The organism is Sporolactobacillus sp. THM19-2 (assembly GCF_004153195.1).
Taxonomy (GTDB): Bacteria; Bacillota; Bacilli; order Bacillales; family Sporolactobacillaceae; genus Sporolactobacillus.
Genome location: NZ_SEMC01000001.1, coordinates 267,980 through 285,567, shown reverse-complemented (window position 1 = coordinate 285,567; position 17,588 = coordinate 267,980). Strand labels below are relative to the sequence as shown.

The 17,588-nt window shown below is 48.1% G+C and carries 14 protein-coding genes and 1 riboswitch; of the genes, 2 read left to right on the top strand and 12 right to left on the bottom strand.

Features of this window, described 5'->3' with window-relative positions:
- Positions 1-87: 87 nt before the first annotated feature.
- The gene (locus EWH91_RS01265; protein ID WP_129928193.1) at positions 88-1,104 is read right to left on the bottom strand and encodes a GerMN domain-containing protein; all 1,017 of its coding nucleotides are present in this window, start codon (positions 1,102-1,104) and stop codon (positions 88-90) included.
- A gap of 301 nt (positions 1,105-1,405) precedes the next feature.
- Here EWH91_RS01265 and EWH91_RS01260 point away from each other — a divergent pair, with 301 nt between their 5' ends.
- On the top strand, positions 1,406-1,774 hold the full coding sequence (locus EWH91_RS01260; RefSeq protein ID WP_240697216.1) for a hypothetical protein: 369 nt from the start codon (positions 1,406-1,408) through the stop codon (positions 1,772-1,774).
- Positions 1,775-1,957: 183 nt separating this feature from the next.
- On the opposite strand, the gene EWH91_RS01255 is transcribed toward EWH91_RS01260, so the two are convergent.
- The 4 genes from EWH91_RS01255 to EWH91_RS01240 form a co-directional block, all read right to left on the bottom strand.
- Entirely contained in the window at positions 1,958-2,182 is a 225-nt protein-coding gene (locus tag EWH91_RS01255) for a helix-turn-helix domain-containing protein (protein WP_129928191.1), read from the bottom strand.
- A 99-nt stretch (positions 2,183-2,281) separates the two neighbouring features.
- Positions 2,282-3,052, bottom strand: coding sequence for a succinate dehydrogenase iron-sulfur subunit (gene sdhB, locus EWH91_RS01250; protein ID WP_129928190.1), 771 nt, complete (start codon positions 3,050-3,052; stop codon positions 2,282-2,284).
- A gap of 17 nt (positions 3,053-3,069) precedes the next feature.
- Complete coding sequence (gene sdhA, locus EWH91_RS01245) at positions 3,070-4,821, bottom strand: succinate dehydrogenase flavoprotein subunit (protein ID WP_129928189.1); 1,752 nt, start codon at positions 4,819-4,821, stop codon at positions 3,070-3,072.
- A gap of 36 nt (positions 4,822-4,857) precedes the next feature.
- Positions 4,858-5,469, bottom strand: a complete 612-nt coding sequence (locus tag EWH91_RS01240) for a succinate dehydrogenase cytochrome b558 subunit (RefSeq protein ID WP_165364204.1) — start codon at positions 5,467-5,469, stop codon at positions 4,858-4,860.
- Positions 5,470-5,685: 216 nt separating this feature from the next.
- Here EWH91_RS01240 and EWH91_RS01235 point away from each other — a divergent pair, with 216 nt between their 5' ends.
- The gene (locus EWH91_RS01235; protein WP_129928188.1) at positions 5,686-6,162 is read left to right on the top strand and encodes a YslB family protein; all 477 of its coding nucleotides are present in this window, start codon (positions 5,686-5,688) and stop codon (positions 6,160-6,162) included.
- 65 nt (positions 6,163-6,227) lie between these two features.
- Here EWH91_RS01235 and EWH91_RS01230 read toward each other — a convergent pair whose 3' ends face one another.
- From EWH91_RS01230 to pheT, 7 genes are all read right to left on the bottom strand, one after another.
- Entirely contained in the window at positions 6,228-7,472 is a 1,245-nt protein-coding gene (locus EWH91_RS01230; protein WP_129928187.1) for an aspartate kinase, read from the bottom strand.
- A 144-nt stretch (positions 7,473-7,616) separates the two neighbouring features.
- A riboswitch (Lysine riboswitch) is annotated at positions 7,617-7,795 on the bottom strand.
- A 136-nt stretch (positions 7,796-7,931) separates the two neighbouring features.
- Entirely contained in the window at positions 7,932-9,716 is a 1,785-nt protein-coding gene (uvrC, locus tag EWH91_RS01225) for an excinuclease ABC subunit UvrC (RefSeq protein ID WP_129928186.1), read from the bottom strand.
- A 143-nt stretch (positions 9,717-9,859) separates the two neighbouring features.
- Positions 9,860-10,177 carry a thioredoxin gene (gene trxA, locus EWH91_RS01220; protein WP_129928185.1) on the bottom strand — a complete coding sequence of 106 codons (318 nt, stop codon included), beginning with the start codon at positions 10,175-10,177 and terminating at the stop codon, positions 9,860-9,862.
- Between the two features lie 86 nt (positions 10,178-10,263).
- A complete protein-coding gene (locus EWH91_RS01215; RefSeq protein WP_129928184.1) occupies positions 10,264-12,618 on the bottom strand; it encodes an endonuclease MutS2 in 2,355 nt (784 codons plus the stop codon).
- A gap of 27 nt (positions 12,619-12,645) precedes the next feature.
- Positions 12,646-14,364 (bottom strand): DNA polymerase/3'-5' exonuclease PolX, encoded by a 1,719-nt coding sequence (gene polX / locus EWH91_RS01210; protein ID WP_129928183.1) that lies wholly within the window; start codon positions 14,362-14,364, stop codon positions 12,646-12,648.
- Between the two features lie 15 nt (positions 14,365-14,379).
- Entirely contained in the window at positions 14,380-14,928 is a 549-nt protein-coding gene (locus tag EWH91_RS01205) for a CvpA family protein (RefSeq protein ID WP_129928181.1), read from the bottom strand.
- A 247-nt stretch (positions 14,929-15,175) separates the two neighbouring features.
- Positions 15,176-17,587: a phenylalanine--tRNA ligase subunit beta gene (gene pheT, locus EWH91_RS01200; RefSeq protein ID WP_129928179.1), complete on the bottom strand. Its 2,412-nt coding sequence runs from the start codon at positions 17,585-17,587 to the stop codon at positions 15,176-15,178.
- Position 17,588 lies beyond the last annotated feature (1 nt).

Genomic DNA, 17,588 nt, shown 5'->3' with positions numbered 1-17,588 from the left:
AATACAACAGTATCCCGTTCGATCACTACACGAATAGAGGAGCGGCATGCCGCTCCTTTTTACTATACCATAATACGCAAGAAATCATTATAGACCTGAAGCGCTCACCATGGATTCTGAAACCGGACCCGTCAGTGTTTTACCAGACTCCAGCATCACTTTATCCGAATCTCCCGCTTTTATCTCGACTTTATTGATTCCTTTCTGACTGGTCAGCGTCCTGACAAGACAGCGGAGCGCCCGTTCACTGATTGTCTTTGCTGCTTTATCCTCATAGACGGCATCGTTAAAGTGCAGAGTTACTACGCCATCTTTTATCATGGGTTTATCAATCAGACGTGTGTCGGGATTGAAAGTTGAGATGAATGGACTGTCCGCAGGTTCATCGACCAGTGCAGAAACCAGGTCGGATACTCTGTCATTTCCCGTGATCGTTCGTACAGTAACCGGAACTTCATAGGTTTTGTTTTTATACGTCGTGAGATAAAAAACAGTCAATGATCCACTGGCCGCAACATCTGAAACATCGCCGAATGTGGTATTAATCCCGTCCTGGCGTGTCAGGCCTCTGCCGATCGACCGTCTGGTATCCGGCCATTCGTCCAGGACTTTACCGTCCACACTGATGGAAACACTTTTTACAGTATTAAATTCCGTCAGTGTCCAGACCACTGACTGGACGGCACGCTCCTGGTCCTCAGGCCGTGTCTCAAGAAACTCCCTGGAAAAATCGACCGTCAGATTACCACGCTTATCCATATCCACATTGACGACCTCCGTTTCGGCAGGAAGAACGGCCTGGAAACCATTAGGCAGCAGTTCCGTCACCGGACCCCCTTTGACGAGATAATTCAGGACCTGACTTTCAGGTGCGCCGGATTCAGGCAAACCTGTAACTTGCGGTATAAGCAGTCCGTTCGCATCGGAAAGATAGAGTTTCCGCTGAATGTACGTTGCGTTTTTTGATGCCTCCTTCAATGCCTGCTTATCTTTTACATATTTTATCGTGTCAGGCTCGCTGTCCTTATCTCCGCACGCAGACAACAGCGTAAAAGATAACAACACTATAACCGAAGCCAGTACAAAAAATGACCGACGAATCATCGTTTGACCCCCCTGATCCCCGTAGGTTGTACTACCATGTATACGGGGCTGTCCACCAAAAAGACCAACGACTTTCACAAGGTCATGATTTCGATCACATTCGTGAGAGATGAAATTTATTTTCACAGGTGATCATGGTATACTTGTACAACAGAAGTAAAATAAAGAAAAATTTGCCAGCTGACAAATTTGGATGATTTCTGAAAATATGGACCACCTGTCCGGGTGATACCCGGCAAGTTAAGATTCGGAGGTTTTTACAATCAGACTTGAACCGATTCGTTATATAAAAGTCCCCCTGATGACGCAAATCCATGCTCATGATTCCTCTTCGTTATCGCCATCCGGTCATTTTTATACCTGCCCGGTCGGAAAGGGCGAGCAGGTTTATCCGGGTACATTCGCTCTGGACACTTGCGGTGCCAATATTATCGACTATATTGGACAGTCACACTTTCCTGTATGGATTATAGAACCCCGTCGTATGTTCATCGATAACGACCGGATTGTCGCCCTGATGCAGGATGGACGGCTTTTTACCGGAAAGTCGAAACTGCTGACCAGTGACAATCTGATTATCAGAAACAACAAAAATATTAACTGCGAGGTGATCGATTTTCACAAGGTCTGCTTCATGGGTCGCCTGGTTAAAGGGATTTACCTTCTGTAATGGGTTCAGGGATATCCGGCGCTCTTTTTCTGAGCCGAAAGATGCTCCTGCATTTCTGATCCTGTCGATCATCTGTCCCTCGCAAAGGATCAGGCTAAAATAATAAACAGGAGGATGGGTCTGTCGGGACTCATCCTCCTGTTTTTCGAAAAACACAGCCGGCTCAACCAGAGCCGGCCAGTGCTATAGCTTTAGTTCTCCGAGCCTGAGCAGTTCGACAACCGCCTGGGAGCGTCCTTTCACACCCAGCTTCTGCATGGTGTTTGATATATGGTTTCGAACTGTTTTTTCACTGATAAAGAGTTCTTTGGCAATGTCCCTCGTTGTTTTATCTTGAACGAGCAGTTCAAAAACTTCTCTTTCCCTCTTTGTCAGTAAAGGTTTCGGACGGTAATAATCTTCCTTCAACAATTCCCCCTCCTTGCTCAGCAGGAGAGCGGGCGGGGAAGGCTTTTAGTCATCTTTATTTTATGAAAGGTGTAAATGATTGGTGAGACTCTTTTATGCTTATACTTTGTCGCTGCCGAAGAAATCCCGGAAGGACTGACCGACTGTCGCACGGTTCAGGGCTGCGATTGATGTGGTCAGAGGAATCCCTTTCGGGCAAACCTGAACACAGTTCTGCGAGTTGCCGCAGCCTTCAATACCGCCTTTACCCATAATGGCATGCAGCCGTTCTGCCCGATTGAGCGCTCCAGTCGGGTGGGCGTTGAACAGACGTACCTGAGACAGTGGGGCAGGTCCCATAAAATCAGATTTACTGTTGACATTCGGGCAGGCTTCCAGGCAGACCCCGCAGGTCATACATTTTGACAGTTCATAAGCCCACTCACGTTTACTTTCGGCCATTCGCGGACCGGGTCCCAGATCATATGTGCCGTCAATCGGAATCCATGCTTTGACTTTTTTCAGTGCGTCAAACATCCTGCTACGGTCGACAATCAGATCACGGACGATCGGAAAGGTCTTCATCGGTTCCAGATGCACCGGTTTTTCCAGTTTATCGATAAGTGCGGTGCAGGCCTGGCGCGGACGTCCGTTAATGACCATCGAACAGGCACCGCACACTTCCTCCAGACAGCTCATCTCCCATTGCGGCGCAGTGGTCTTCTCTCCGCTGGCATTGACCGGATTTTTTCTAATCGCCATCAGTGCTGAAATCACGTTCATATTCGGGCGATAGGGGACATTAAACGTTTCCTGATAAGGGGTTGAACCCGGCCCGTCCTGTCGTGTGATAATCAGCTGAAAAGATTTCGGATGATTAGATTCACTCATGGTTTCTTCCCCCCCTGTTAATGTGCATGAGTATAATCTCTTTTACGCGGTTTAATCAAAGAAATGTCAACGTCTTCATATTCAAAGTCCGGTCCGTTTTTCTCCGGATTGAACTTCGCTTTCGTTGTTTTCAGCCAGTTTTTATCATCACGCTCAGGGAATTCCGGTTTATAATGGGCACCCCGGCTTTCATTACGATTATAAGCACCCAGTGTAATGACTCTGGCGAGCTGAAGCATATCCCACAGCTGACGTGTGAAGGATACAGCCCCATTACTCCATTTGGACGTATCATTAATGTTTATGTTCTTGAACCGCTCCATTAATTCCTGAATATGTTCATCCGTCTCCAGCAATGTTTTATTTTCGCGAACGACGGTGACGTATTTGGTCATCCATTCACCAAGTTCCTGGTGCAGAGCGTAAGCATTTTCCGTCCCGTCAAGTGAGATAATTTCCTTGTATTTTTCTTTTTCCTGCATCAGCGCGTCGTCGAAGATATAAGACGGTACATCGTCGCCACTCTTTTCCAGTCCTGAAATGTAGGAAACCGCATTCGGACCGGCCACCATGCCGCCATATAGCGCGGAGAGAAGTGAATTGGCACCGAGACGGTTGGCACCATGATACTGGTAATCACATTCACCACAGGCAAACAGACCCTTAATATTGGTCATCTGGTTAAAATCAACCCACAGTCCACCCATTGAGTAATGAACGGCCGGGAAAACTTTCATCGGTACTTTATGTGGATCCTCACCGACAAATTTTTCATAAATATCAATGATGCCGCCCAGTTTCACATCAAGTTCATGTGGATCCTTAAACGAAAGGTCCAGATAGACCATATTTTCTCCGTTGATACCAAGGTGCTTATTGATACAAACGTCAAAGATGGCGCGTGTTGCGACGTCACGTGGCACAAGGTTACCATACGCCGGATACATCTCCTCAAGGAAGTACCACGGTTTGCCATCTTTATATGTCCAAAGCCGGCCGCCTTCGCCACGGGCGGATTCACTCATCAGTCTGAGTTTGTCCTGACCGGGAATCGCTGTCGGATGGATCTGAATGAATTCCCCGTTAGCGAAGAAGGCTCCCTGCTGATAAAGGGTGGAGGCAGCTGAACCTGTGTTGATCATCGAGTTTGTTGATTTCCCATAAACCATTCCCAGGCCACCGCTTGCCATGATCACCGCATCAGCACGGAACACCGAAATCTCCATCGATCTCATGTTCATGACCACAACACCCCGGCAGACATGATCTTCATCGATAACCGCTCTCAGAAACTCATAGTATTCGTGTTTATGGACAAGGCCCTTCACTTCCTGGCGTCGGGTCTGTTCATCCAGCGCATAAAGCAGCTGCTGTCCTGTGGTTGCTCCGGCATACGCCGTGCGATGAAAGGTCGTTCCACCGAACCGACGGAAATCCAGCAATCCCTCACGCGTACGATTAAACATGACACCCATACGGTCCAGTAAGTGAATGATGCCCGGTGCCGCTTCACACATTGCCTTTACAGGGGGCTGATTTGCCAGAAAGTCTCCGCCATAAATCGTATCGTCAAAGTGATGCCATGGTGAATCTCCTTCACCTTTTGTATTGACAGCCCCGTTGATCCCGCCCTGCGCACAAACCGAATGGGAACGTTTCACCGGGACAACTGAGAACAAATCAACTTCCACACCGGCTTCGGCCGCTTTAACCGCCGACATCAGTCCGGCGAGGCCGCCGCCGACTATGATTAATTTTCCTTTACTCAAGTGGGCTCACTCCTTTTCATTTGGTAGTCAGATAGTTTAGATGAATGCGAACAGTGCGCGGACGCCCACGTAACCCAGCAGGACAAAAATAACAAGCGCTGCATAGGTACCGAATCTCTGAGATTTGGGAGAAACAAGTATTCCCCAATGGACACAGAACGACCAAAGTCCATTTGAGAAATGGAACACAGCACTCAAAATGCCGATAATATAAAACACGATAATACCTGTATTACCCAGAACATTTGCCATTAAGTCAAAATTAAGCGGCGTGCCTAAAGCCATGGCGACCCGCGTCTCCCAGACATGCCATGCGATAAAGATGACCAGAAATAAACCCGATAATCTTTGCAGCAGGAACATCCAGTTTCTTAAAAACCCGAAGTTTCTGACATTGCTTTTTGCGGTAAAAGCAATATAGATGCCGTAAATAGCATGGAACAGAATCGGCAGATAAATCAGCACGATCTCCATAAACAGCAGGTACGGCAAACTCTCCATAAACGCCGCGGCATTGTTGAACGCACCAGGCCCCTTTGTTGCCTGATAATTGACAGTCAGATGCACAACCAGAAATAACCCGACAGGAACCACGCCAAGCAGAGAATGCCAACGGTGTCTGGCATACTCATGATCAGCCAAAGCCATGTTTCCTCTCCCCCTCCAAGTGAATTGTTACCGCTTTAAATTTTATTTAACCCGAATTGTAGTAAGACTAGCTGATCAAAAAATACTACAATCTGTCACAGATTTATTGTAAACCTCGAATTTTGCACAGTCAATCCATAATGTAAGCGTTATCTATAATATTCTCATAGTGAACAGAAGTAAAAAAAGTTATAATACTATTGGAGGGATGGAAAGATGACGAGACGTGAAACCTGTCCGCAGCCGGAGCAGTTCGGCGATGCCACTGTTCCGGCTTTCGGTTACGAATTAATCAGAAATCAGCTGATTCCCGAATTGCTCGGTAAAGAATCCGCATCAATTCTCTACTGGTCGGGGCGCAAACTGGCGCGCCTTTATCCAGCCGGGAGTGAGGAGAAAATCCCATTGTTCTTCGAGCAGGCTGGATGGGGAACGCTGAAGCTAGTGGATAAAAGCAGAAAAAAAATGGATTTTGAATGCCGTTCCTCACTTATCGATTATCAAATCAAGGAAGATCAGGATTCGGCTCTGTTTTCCCTTGAAGCCGGATTCATTGCAGAACAGATCCAGCAAATATACGGTTTTATTGCAGAAGCTGTTACAGAAATTAAAACGGGAAAAAATAAAAAAGTTATCTTCCATATTAGGTGGGATGCGTCAGACCCTGTACCTGCCAATCAGTCATCAAAATAACGCCCGGGTAATGAAAAAGGTTTCGGAGGAGACGTCCTGCCGAAACCTTTTTCAATACGGATTGATTAATTCCCCGGCCGGAAGCTGTTCGATTCCTCTTCCGCAAGATGGAACGTCTCGTGCAGCGTGTCCAGTGCTGCAGGCAGCTTTTCTTCATCAATAATTGTTGAAACCTTGATTTCAGACGTACTGATCATTTTTACCTTTATTTTTTCCTTTGCCAGGGTATGAAACATCTCCGCGGCAACCCCGGGATTCGATGCCATGCCAGAGCCGACGATGGACACTTTAGCAAGACCCGATTCGAAAATCAGCCGGTTAAATTCAAGGTCCTTCTCGTGAGTCCGCAGAACGTCCAGTGTCTCATCCAGCAAATCCCTGTCTACTGTAAAGGAAAGGTTTGTTTGTGCCTCATCAAGTACATTCTGAACAATAACATCAATACTGATCTGTTTTGACGCAATGACATCGAAAACCCGTGAAACAGCACTCACAGAATTTGACAGACCAAGAAGTGTAACCTTACTGACATTTTTCTCAAAGGCCAGACCTCTGACCAATTTGGTTTTCTCCATCCCGACTTCCTCCTTTATCACAGTTCCCGGTTCATTGGAAAACGAGGAACGGACAACCAGCTCAATATGATTATCCTTAGCATATTCTACAGCGCGGGGATGCAGGACACCTGCACCGAGATAGGCTAGCTCCAGCATTTCATCGTAGCTGATTTCCCGCAGTTTTCTCGCCTGGTCTACATAACGGGGATCTGTTGTGAATACGCCGGTGACGTCTGTATAAATGTCACACCTTGAAGCACCGAAAGCCGCAGCCAGCGCTACAGCTGAGGTGTCGGATCCTCCTCTGCCAAGCGTTGTGATGTCTCCGGACTCTGTCATCCCCTGAAAACCTGCGACAACGACAATGACTCCCTGCCTGAGACAGGGACGGATCAGTGAGGTATCGATAGCAGAAATCCGGGCACGCCCATAACTCGCTTCCGTCCTTATACCTGCCTGCCAGCCTGTGAAAGAAACGGCCTCATACCCTTTTTCAATGAGTACCATAGATAAGAGAGCAATTGTGACCTGTTCTCCTGTAGACAAGAGTACGTCCGTTTCCCGTTTTGATGGATGATTTGAAATCTGTTTCGCTTTTGCAAGCAGGTCATCCGTTGTTCCGCCCATTGCAGAAACCACAACAATGATCTGGTTTCCCGCCTCTTTCTCCTGAATAATTCTGTCTGCTGCCCTTCGGAGACGCTCAACTGTCGCTACCGACGTCCCGCCGAATTTCATTACTAATAAAGCCACTCGTCACTCGCTCCTTTATATGATCACGGCTTGTCTGCGCTGTTCTTTATACCCTTTCCGGGATCCGAAACTTTCTGCCGGTATTTTCCCCGGATGACAAAAAGCAGCGAGAATCTCCCGCTGCTGAACTGTTTTTCCACAACATGCTGAGATAGTTCTCCACACCCGAAAAGTATGACAGCCCTGCATTTGTTCAATACAGATCCAGCACAAATCCGCGATGAACCGGACCGGCTTCGGCAGATTCCCCTTTCCCGCAGTACTCATCGAATTTCATCCTTCTCATACTGCCTATTCATGGAATCTGCGCCTCTATCACATTAGAAATATGAATTTAAGTGAATAAAGAAAAACACATCCACTGGCGCCGCCAGAGCCTCAGTTTTTCTGATTCTTATTCCGCAAAAATACTGTACTTTTCTAAAGTATAACAAAATAAAAGTTCTGAAACAAACACTTTCAGTCGGAGTTGTCCAGATATTTTTTTACGGACTCCGCTACTTTCTGCGGCAGACCGGCTTCCTTCAGTTCTTCACTGCTTGCTTCACGGATTTTTTTTATTGATCCGAACTTGCGCAGTAAAGTCCTTTTACGCTGCCTGCCCACCCCCGGAATATCGTCCAGGACGGAGTGCAGCATTTCTTTCTGACGTACATGACGATGAAATGTAATCGCGAAGCGGTGTACTTCATCCTGAATCCGCTGCAGCAGATAGAAAGCCTGGCTGTTACGGGCAAGCGGAACAATCACGGGAGGCTCTCCGGCAACCAGCTGGGCTGTTCTGTGCCGGTCATCCTTGGCCAGTCCGCAAACCGGGATATAAAGGCCAAATTCATTTTCGAGCACATCGATGGCTGCTGATAACTGGCCTTTTCCCCCATCGATCAGAATCAGATCCGGAAGCACCGCTCCTTCCTTCAGCAGACGGGTATAGCGGCGACGCACCACTTCTTTCATGGTTGCGTAATCATCCGGACCATGGACCGTCTTTACCCGATACTTGCGGTAATCACTTTTCTTTGGACGTCCGTCTTCAAAAACGACCATGGCCGATACCGGATCCGCACCCTGAATATTGGAATTGTCAAAGGTTTCGATTCGATGCGGTGCCGGCATGTCAAGTGCTTCACCAAGCTGTTCTACCGCTCCGGTCGTCCGCTTCTCGTCTTTTTCAATTAATGCGAATTTCTCCCGTAACGCAATCTGGCCGTTCTTGACTGCCATTTGCACAAGATCCTTCTTCCGCCCGCGCTGAGGCTGAAGGACCGTAATACCCAGCATCTGTTCGGCAAGATCGCGGTTGACACGATCCGGTATAAGGACTTCCTTCGGCTTGATATGATTCTGACGAGAGTAGAACTGACCCATAAAAGTCAGGAAATCTTCTTCCGGTTCCTGATAAAAAGGAAACATGGATACCGCCCGTTCGATCAGCTTTCCCTGGCGCATGAAGAATACCTGCACACACATCCAGCCTTTATCATAAGCATAGCCGAATATATCACGGTCATCCATGTCGTTCAATATAATCTTCTGTTTCTCCATCACCGTTTCAATACTTCGGATCTGATCACGGAGTTCTTTTGCTTTTTCGAAATTCAGCTTATCTGCTGCTTCCATCATCTTTTTTTTCAGTTCCCGTTTCACATCCCGATAGCCTCCACCGTTCAGAAAATGGGTAATATCCTCCGACATTTTCCGGTAGGTGCTGGCGGGAATATCATTCACACAGGGAGCGAGACACTGGCCAATGTGATAATACAGACATACTCTTTTTGGCATAATGTGACACTTGCGAAGTGGATAGAGTCGGTCAAGCAGCCGCTTGGTTTCATTCGCCGCGGTCACGTTGGGATAGGGGCCAAAATATTTGCCGCTTCTCCGGTTCACTTTCCTGGTAATAATCAGACGCGGATATTTTTCAGACGTTAATTTGATGTAGGGATAACTTTTGTCATCCTTTAACATGATGTTGTAGTGGGGTTCGTGTTTCTTTATTAAGTTGATCTCAAGCAATAAAGACTCAATTTCTGACGAAACAACGATGTATTCAAAATCGGCAATGTCCGCCACCAGGCGCTGCGTTTTAGCATCATGCGACCCGCTGAAATACGAATGGACCCGGTTGAAAAGATTTTTTGCCTTTCCGACATAGATGATTTCACCGCGGGCATTCTTCATCAGGTAGCAGCCGGGCTGTTTGGGAAGTAGACTGAGTTTTTCTTTTATTTTCCTGTTTTCCATAACGTGTACATCCTTTACAATCATTCATACAGACCGTTTTTATTATTAGTCACAAGCGCCAGACAATCAACTGTCCGGGCAATGAAAAAAGAGCTATCCTGCCGGACAGCCCTTTTTAATGAATCTTTGTCAGAATAAAACAATCAGCCGACATGCTCGTTAATCCGGTCAACCAATGCTTCTTTAGGTGTGAAGCCGACGATCTTATCCGCAATTTCGCCATCCTTGAACAGGAACATGGTCGGAATGCTCATGACGCCATACTTGCTTGCAGTCGACTGATTTTTGTCGACATCCAGTTTAACGATTTTCACCTTATCTGCTAATTCAGAATCCACTTCTTCAAGAACCGGAGCCATCATTTTGCATGGTCCGCACCATGTAGCCCAAAAATCGGCCAGTACAAGTCCTTTAGACGTTTCATCCGCAAAATTTGCGTCTGTTACCTGACTGATAGCCATTCAAAAAAACCTCCTTAGTTCATTCTTCCACAAAGTATAGCATCTCCGGGCAGGTTATGCCATTATTCAGCTTACGGGTATTTACACTATTTAAACTCGACAACGGTCACGCCACTGCCGCCTTCGCCCTGACTGCCCAGGCGTGCATTCTTAATCCGTGTATTACCTTCAACCAGTCGGGCGACACCCTTTCTCAACGCGCCGGTTCCTTTCCCGTGAATGATTGAAACACGTGGATAACCGGCCAGCATGGCCTCGTCCAGGTATTTCTCCACTTTCCGCATGGCCTCTTCATATCGTGCCCCGCGCAGGTCCAGCTCCGGCTTCACGGTGTCCCCGGCGGTTCTGACATTGACAACAGGGGTCACCTTTTTTTCTTCTTTGATTTTTTTCAGATCATCTGCTGCAACGTTCATCTTCAAAATACCTGCCTGCACCAGGTATTCCCGGCTGTTTATCTTTTCGACAATGTAACCCTCCTGACCGAAACTGAGAATCCTGACGTGATCGCCGGCAGCAAATGCTTCATTATGTTTCTTCACGCGGATTGGGTGCGACGTGCGTTTTTCCGGCTCATCCAGAGCATCCATAGCATGGGAAAGACGCGTTTTTGCATCAATGATCTGGTGCTGCCTGGCTCCTCCTTTTTGCTTGAATTGCCTGAGTTCCTCGATAATTTCTTCTGCCTCATATCGCGCATTTTTCAGTGAACGTTCGGCTTTTTCTCTGGCCTTGTTCAGAATCTGTTCTTTATTACGATCCAGTTCTTTGAGTTTCCTGTTCAGTTCAGAGGTTTTCTCCTCTGCTTCCAGCCTGAGCCGGTGCGCGTTCTCTTCTTCCTTCTCTGCCATCTTGCGATTCTTCTCCAGTGACGCAATCATTTTATCAATCTGGTTGGTTTCCTGGCTGATTCTCTCTCGCGCTTCGTCAATAATTTCGCCTGGCAGTCCAAGCTTTTTTGAAATTTCAAAGGCATTACTTCGCCCCGGTACGCCCAGAAGCAGCCGATAGGTCGGACTAAGGGTTTCAACATTAAATTCAACACTGGCATTCACCACACCCTGGCGTTCATAGGCGTATGCTTTCAGTTCACTGTAATGCGTGGTACAGACGATCGTTGCGCCGCGGCCGAGGGCTGCATCCAGAATGGCAATGGACAAAGCTGCCCCTTCCTGAGGATCTGTTCCCGCGCCCAGTTCATCAAAAAGCACCAGACTTTGATCATCCAGTTCTTTTAAGATATCGACAATGTTCGTCATATGCGAGGAGAACGTACTGAGACTCTGCTCGATCGACTGTTCATCACCGATATCAGCAAATATTTTCCGAAAAACACTGACTTCAGATCCTTCATCCGCAGGAATCTGTAACCCGGATTGTGCCATTAATGTGATCAGCCCCGTGGTTTTCAGGGATACCGTCTTGCCGCCTGTATTCGGTCCGGTAATAATCAGAGCATGCGTGTGTTCATCAAAAATAACATCAATCGGCACGACGCGGTCAGCCGGAATCAGAGGATGACGGGCTTTTTTTAATCTGATCTGTCCACTGTCATTGAGTTTCGGTCGTGTCCCCCTCATCTGATGACCATATGACGCCTTCGCAAAAATAAAGTCCAGACGGGCAAGCCGTTCAACATCCTCCAGCATCTCATCTGCAGATTCAGCTGCTTCACCCGTGAGCACGCGCAGGATACGTTCAATCTCATGACGTTCTTTTGCTTTTGCTTCGCTTAACTGATTATTCAGATCGACAATGGCCTGCGGTTCTATAAAAAAGGTTGCTCCGGAAGCGGACTGATCATGCACGATTCCGCCAAACGACCCGCGGTATTCCTGTTTCACCGGGATCACCTGCCTGTCGTTGCGGATGGTAATAATCGCTTCGGACAGCATTCGGCCGCTGGACCGGACGATGTTGTCCAGCTTCTGCTTGACGCGGCCGTCACAGGTGCGGATCTGCGCGCGAATATGACGGAGCGCCGGACTGGCTGAGTCCATGACACCCCCCTGGTCGTCTATCGCACTCCGGATACGCCTTTCCAGTCCCCCGGGCACGCTCATTTCACCCGCAAGCCGGGACAGGACAGGCAGTTCAAGCTCTTTCTCATCCACCAGATCAAGAATGAATTTCTTCATGATCCGTGTACCACGAACAGTATCAGCAATATCGATCAGTTCTTTTGCCTGAAGCATGCCACCGATTTTTGAACGTTTCAGAGCCGGACGAATATCTGTGATCCCGCCAAAAGGCACGGAACCTTTTAAGCGCAGAACAGTTGCTCCTTCATCTGTTTCTTCCTGAAGTTTCTCCACTTCCTCCTGAACACCGGACGGCCTGAGTTGCGCAATCCGGCTTTTTCCCAGCGAAGACGCCGTATAGTTCATGAGCTGTTGTTTAATTTTGTTATACTCCAAAGATTTTAAAGCATGTTCATTCAAGGTACGCATCTCCCAGTATGAGGATGATCATACGGTTTTACCGTTTTTTATAAATGTGGTGAATTCTTCTTTTGTCATGGTATTGATGACTGTTTCCGGGCGAATCCATCCCCGTACGGCGGTGCTGACGCCAAGTGCCATATCATCCATCATTTTTTTCGAATGGCTGTCCGTGTCGATTGCAATGCGTACGCCTGCCGCCTGCGCTTTCCTTACCCATTTCGCCGACAAGTCAAGCCGCCTGCGGTTACTGTTCAGCTCCAGCACGGTGCCTGTCTTTGCTGCCATGTCGATCAGCCGGTCGACATCTGCAGCGTAACCGGGGCGTTTGCCCAGCAAACGGCCGGTCGGGTGTGCGATCAGACGGACGTAAGGATTGTTACAGGCTGCTTCCATCCGTTTCATAATCTGATCCGTGCTTTGCGAAAAAGCCGTATGAATCGATGCAATCACAAAGTCCAGCTGTTTTAAAAGCTCGTCGGAGAAGTCCAGAGTTCCGTCCGGCAGAATGTCCATCTCTGTTCCGGAAAACAAGGTAAAATCATTGAAAAGGGCATTAACACGGGCCACTTCTTCCTGTTGTTTCAGGAGCCGGTATTCGGATAAACCGGAAGCCACACGCAGGGATTTTGAATGATCTGTTAAACAGGCATAGGCGTATCCTTTTGCCCGCATTGCCTCAGCCATTTCCTGGATCGTATAGGATCCGTCACTCCAGGCAGAGTGCATATGCAGGTCACCTTTTATATCAGACAGTTTCAGTAAACCAAGCGGAGCCTGACCGGCCCGCTCAACTTCCTCCGTCCCTTCCCTGACCTCCGGGGGAATCTCATACAGCCCGAAATGGCCGTAGAAATCTGCTTCACTGGAAAAAGTGCGGATTTTTCCGGTATCCGTCTTTACCCCGTACTCACTGATTCTTTCGTCACGTTCTTTAGCCAGATGGCGCATCAGAATGTTATGTTCCCTGGATCCGGTAAAGTGATTTAATGTCGTTATATAAGCAGCGGGGGAGGCAAAACGAAAGTCAACCGAGGTATGATATCTGTCTTCGAGTGTCACCGTCATTTTTGCTTCCCCGCGACCGACGACATCATGGACGGGCAGGGCATCCAGCACATGGTCTGCCGCCTGATCAGGAGTTTCTGTCTCCAGTACAAAATCAAGATCTTTCATGTATTCTTTTGCCCGGCGGAGACTGCCCGCACATGAAAAACGGCCGATTTCCTCCACCTGAGTCAGTACCTTATCAATTTGTCCGGCAAGGTCGGCCATATAGGAGATCGGTAAAATATCAGGACGATGATTCATATCATTCATCGCTTTCAGCAATTTTCTTTCCGTTTTTTCACCGAATCCGGTCAGCGCTCGAACCTGTCCGCTTTCACAGGCTTTCCGGAGTTCTATTGGACCGGTTACACCGAGCTCTCGATACAACTTTCCGATTTTTTTGCCACCAAGCCCGGGAATAGCCACAAGTTCAAGCAGGCCTGGGGGTGTTTCTTCCTGAAGGGTCTGCAGCCGGGCCGACTTACCCGTCGCGACCAGTTCTTCTATCACCTGAGCGATTGCGACTCCGATTCCTTTGATTTTACTGAAATCGTCAATTCCTGAAAGAGACCGCTGATCGGTTTCCAGTGCCTGCCCGGCCCGGCGATAAGCGGCAATTTTAAATGGATTTTCTCCCTGTATTTCCATGTACAGAGCCATTCTGTCCAGTTGATCAATAAGCTGCTTTTTATTCATCACTATCCCTCTTGGTCAGTGGAGTTCAGCAAATGCCACCCACAACTCCCTGAATATTTTTGAAAAAACCGGTGTATGTCCGATCATCGACCCGGCAAGCGAAGAACTGTCAATGGCCGACTGAATGCCCGCGACCGGTGTCAGCGCTCCCGCATAAAGCAGCAGAAAAATAATGAGATAAATTTCTGCAAATCCAAGAACCCCTCCCGATAAATGGTTGACTGAACGAATCAGAGGAAGTTCTGCCAGAAAATCAAGCATATGGCCGAAAACAGAGACAATAATTTTCGTCCCGATAAACAGGATGACAAAGGCGATTGCCCGATAATAGGCAGTCTGCAGATCAACATCTCCGAACATGCGGAACATATCACTGTCGGCAGCAGAAGAAGGGAACGGAATCCAGAACTTCAGCACCGGTGCCAGTTGTTTAAAATACAAAATGGCGACAATATAAGCAATAATGAAACCGGCCAGATGAACAAGCTGAAGGACGAGCCCGCGCCGGAATCCCATAAAAAATCCTGAAGCAAGAAGCAGCAGGATAATCACTGTCAGTAGCATAAAATGATCCCATCTTTCCTGTATCACTTTTCAAAAATAACAATCAGAATCAGTATAGACAGTCTGGAACTCTCTGAAACACGGGGAGATCACAAACCGGCTTTATTCGTATTTATCATATCAGAAACTGGATCATTAGAGAAGGTAAAAGGACTCATGCATCCGGCATGGATAGTCAGATGACCGTACCCCTGCAAAAAGCCGATGCTTCCCCCTTTTCAGAGGAGCACCGGCTGTGAAACAGATGTCATCCGCGTAGTTCTGCACCGCATTCTTTCGCTACAGCATCAATGATTTTCCCGTGCACTTTATTGACTTCATCGTCGGTCAATGTGCGTTCCGGATCGTAGTAAACAAGCGAGAAGGCCATGGATTTCTCATCTTCCGCGACATGGCTGCCTTCATAAATATCAAACAGCCTGATTGACTGCAGAAGCGGTCCGCCATTTTCGCGGATCACCCGATACAGATCCGCGGCAGGAACAGAGCGTTTCATGACAAGAGCTATATCACGGGAAACAGAGGGGAAACGCGGCAGCCCTGAATAAGTGATCTCAGGTTGTTCACGGCGCAGGATCTGTTCAATCGCAATTTCGAAAACATAGGTTGCCCGAATGCCGAGATCTTTCTGGACTTCAGGATGGATAGCGCCGACATAACCGATCACTTTCTGATCCAGCAGTATATCTGCCGTCTGCCCGGGATGCATGCCGGGCCGTTTTACAGGTTTAAACGTCACGCTTTCCGACAGGGCGAGTGAATCGAATAAGGATTCAACAACCCCTTTTGCTGTAAAGAAATCAGCAGATTGTGCATCATCTTCCCAGCTTTTTTCAGAAACCGTACCCGTAATCGCGCCCGCCAGATGTTCTTCTTCATCGGGGCGCGCTTGCCCCGGTTTCGGCAAAAATACTTTACCCATTTCGTAGAGTGCAACATCATGCATCTGACGGTTCAGATGATATTTAACCACGTCCAGCAGCTGTGGAACGATGCTCTGCCGAAGTACGGCATGTTCCTCACTCATCGGCCAGATGACTTTAACCGGCTGTTCTTCTGAATGATTTATGGAAAAAGCCGAAGCATGTTCCGCCGTTGTCAGGGAGTAAGTAAACGCCTGATAAAATCCTGCATTTTCCATGAATTGTTCGGTACGCCGGCAGAGTTTCTGGTAACCGGTCAGTCCGGCGTGAACTGAAGATCCTTCAGGAAGAGTCGCTGGAATCCGATTATAGCCATACAGCCTCCCGACTTCTTCAATGAGATCTTCCGGGATGGAGACATCAAAGCGTCGTGTCGGTACGGTCACGTGAATGATTTCTCCCTCTGTTTCTATTCCAAATCCTAATCGTTTCAATATACCCTCTATGAGGCCGGGTGAGAGTGAAGTGCCGAGTACATCATTGATTTTCTGCCAGCGCATCGTAATGACGGTTTCCGGAACGGTTCGCGCTCCTTGTTCCACGATACCTTTCAGTACGTGCGCGGAAGCATAGTGCGTCAGGAGCTCTGCCGCCCGGTCGGCGGCAAGAGTCACACGGTTTCTGTCGACGCCTTTTTCATAACGGCTGCTCGCATCTGTTCGCATTTGAAGACGCTGCGCTGTCTTTCTGATCGACATGGGATCAAAAACCGCCGCTTCAAGCAATACCTTTTTCGTTGATGACGTCACTTCTGAACTTTCTCCGCCCATCACCCCGGCAACAGCTTCCGCCTTCTTACCGTTTGTGATCACAATATCGTTCGGAGTCAGTTTCCTCTTCTGGCTGTCAAGTGTCTGCATGATTTCGTTCTGCCTGGCGAGCCGGACGAGCACATGATCCGATCCAAAGGCATCAAGATCAAAGGTGTGCAGTGGCTGTCCGTACTCGATCATGACATAATTTGCGATATCGACCACATTATTGATTGGGCGGACACCTGAGGCGATCAGTCGGAGCTGCATCCAGCATGGTGACGGGCCAACCGTGATCCCCTCCATCAGACGTGCACCGTAATAAGGGACCAAATCATCAGTTTCTACAGTGACGGAAATTTTATCAGCAGCCGCCTTGCCGGTTTCATGCGGATCCGGTTTGCTGATATGGAGCGGCCGATCGAGTATGGCAGCGACCTCATGCGCAACCCCGATCATGTTCATACAGTGGGCACTGTTGACAAGAATATCCAGATCAAGGATCGCATCATCCAGATTCAGATAAGGCAGGGCATCAGCTCCTGTCGGTACATCCTCATCAAATACAAAAATGCCCTCCGCGTGAGGAGCAAGTGCTTCATCAATACCCAGTTCAGACAGGGCGCAGATCATTCCGTCAGATTCTTCGCCGCGAAATTCCGTCTTCCCGATCTGTACATCTCCCCCAATCTGTGCGCCGGCCTTTGCAACCGGCACCTTCTGGCCCGCAGCAACATTCGGGGCACCGCAGACAATCTGAACCGTTTCTGTGCCAATGTCCACCCGGCACAGCTTCAGATGATCCGATTCAGGATGTGGTTCGCATGATAAAATCCTGCCAACCACAATCCCTTTTAGCCCCTTTCCCGGATAGCTCAGATGTTCGACCTCAATACCTGAATTTGTGATCCTGTCGGCGAGTTCTTCCGGACTGATGCCGTCAAGATCCACATAATCGTTTAACCATTTATAAGAAACCAGCATA

Excerpts from the sequence above, each read along its gene's own strand:
- EWH91_RS01265 (WP_129928193.1), bottom strand. The coding sequence starts at position 1,104 with ATGATTCGTCGGTCATTTTTTGTACTGGCTTCGGTTATAGTGTTGTTA.
- EWH91_RS01260 (WP_240697216.1), top strand. The coding sequence starts at position 1,406 with ATGACGCAAATCCATGCTCATGATTCCTCTTCGTTATCGCCATCCGGT.
- sdhB (WP_129928190.1), bottom strand. The coding sequence starts at position 3,052 with ATGAGTGAATCTAATCATCCGAAATCTTTTCAGCTGATTATCACACGA.
- EWH91_RS01240 (WP_165364204.1), bottom strand. The coding sequence starts at position 5,469 with ATGGCTTTGGCTGATCATGAGTATGCCAGACACCGTTGGCATTCTCTG.
- EWH91_RS01235 (WP_129928188.1), top strand. The coding sequence starts at position 5,686 with ATGACGAGACGTGAAACCTGTCCGCAGCCGGAGCAGTTCGGCGATGCC.
- uvrC (WP_129928186.1), bottom strand. The coding sequence starts at position 9,716 with ATGGAAAACAGGAAAATAAAAGAAAAACTCAGTCTACTTCCCAAACAG.
- trxA (WP_129928185.1), bottom strand. The coding sequence starts at position 10,177 with ATGGCTATCAGTCAGGTAACAGACGCAAATTTTGCGGATGAAACGTCT.
- polX (WP_129928183.1), bottom strand. The coding sequence starts at position 14,364 with ATGAATAAAAAGCAGCTTATTGATCAACTGGACAGAATGGCTCTGTAC.
- EWH91_RS01205 (WP_129928181.1), bottom strand. The coding sequence starts at position 14,928 with ATGCTACTGACAGTGATTATCCTGCTGCTTCTTGCTTCAGGATTTTTT.
- pheT (WP_129928179.1), bottom strand. The coding sequence starts at position 17,587 with ATGCTGGTTTCTTATAAATGGTTAAACGATTATGTGGATCTTGACGGC.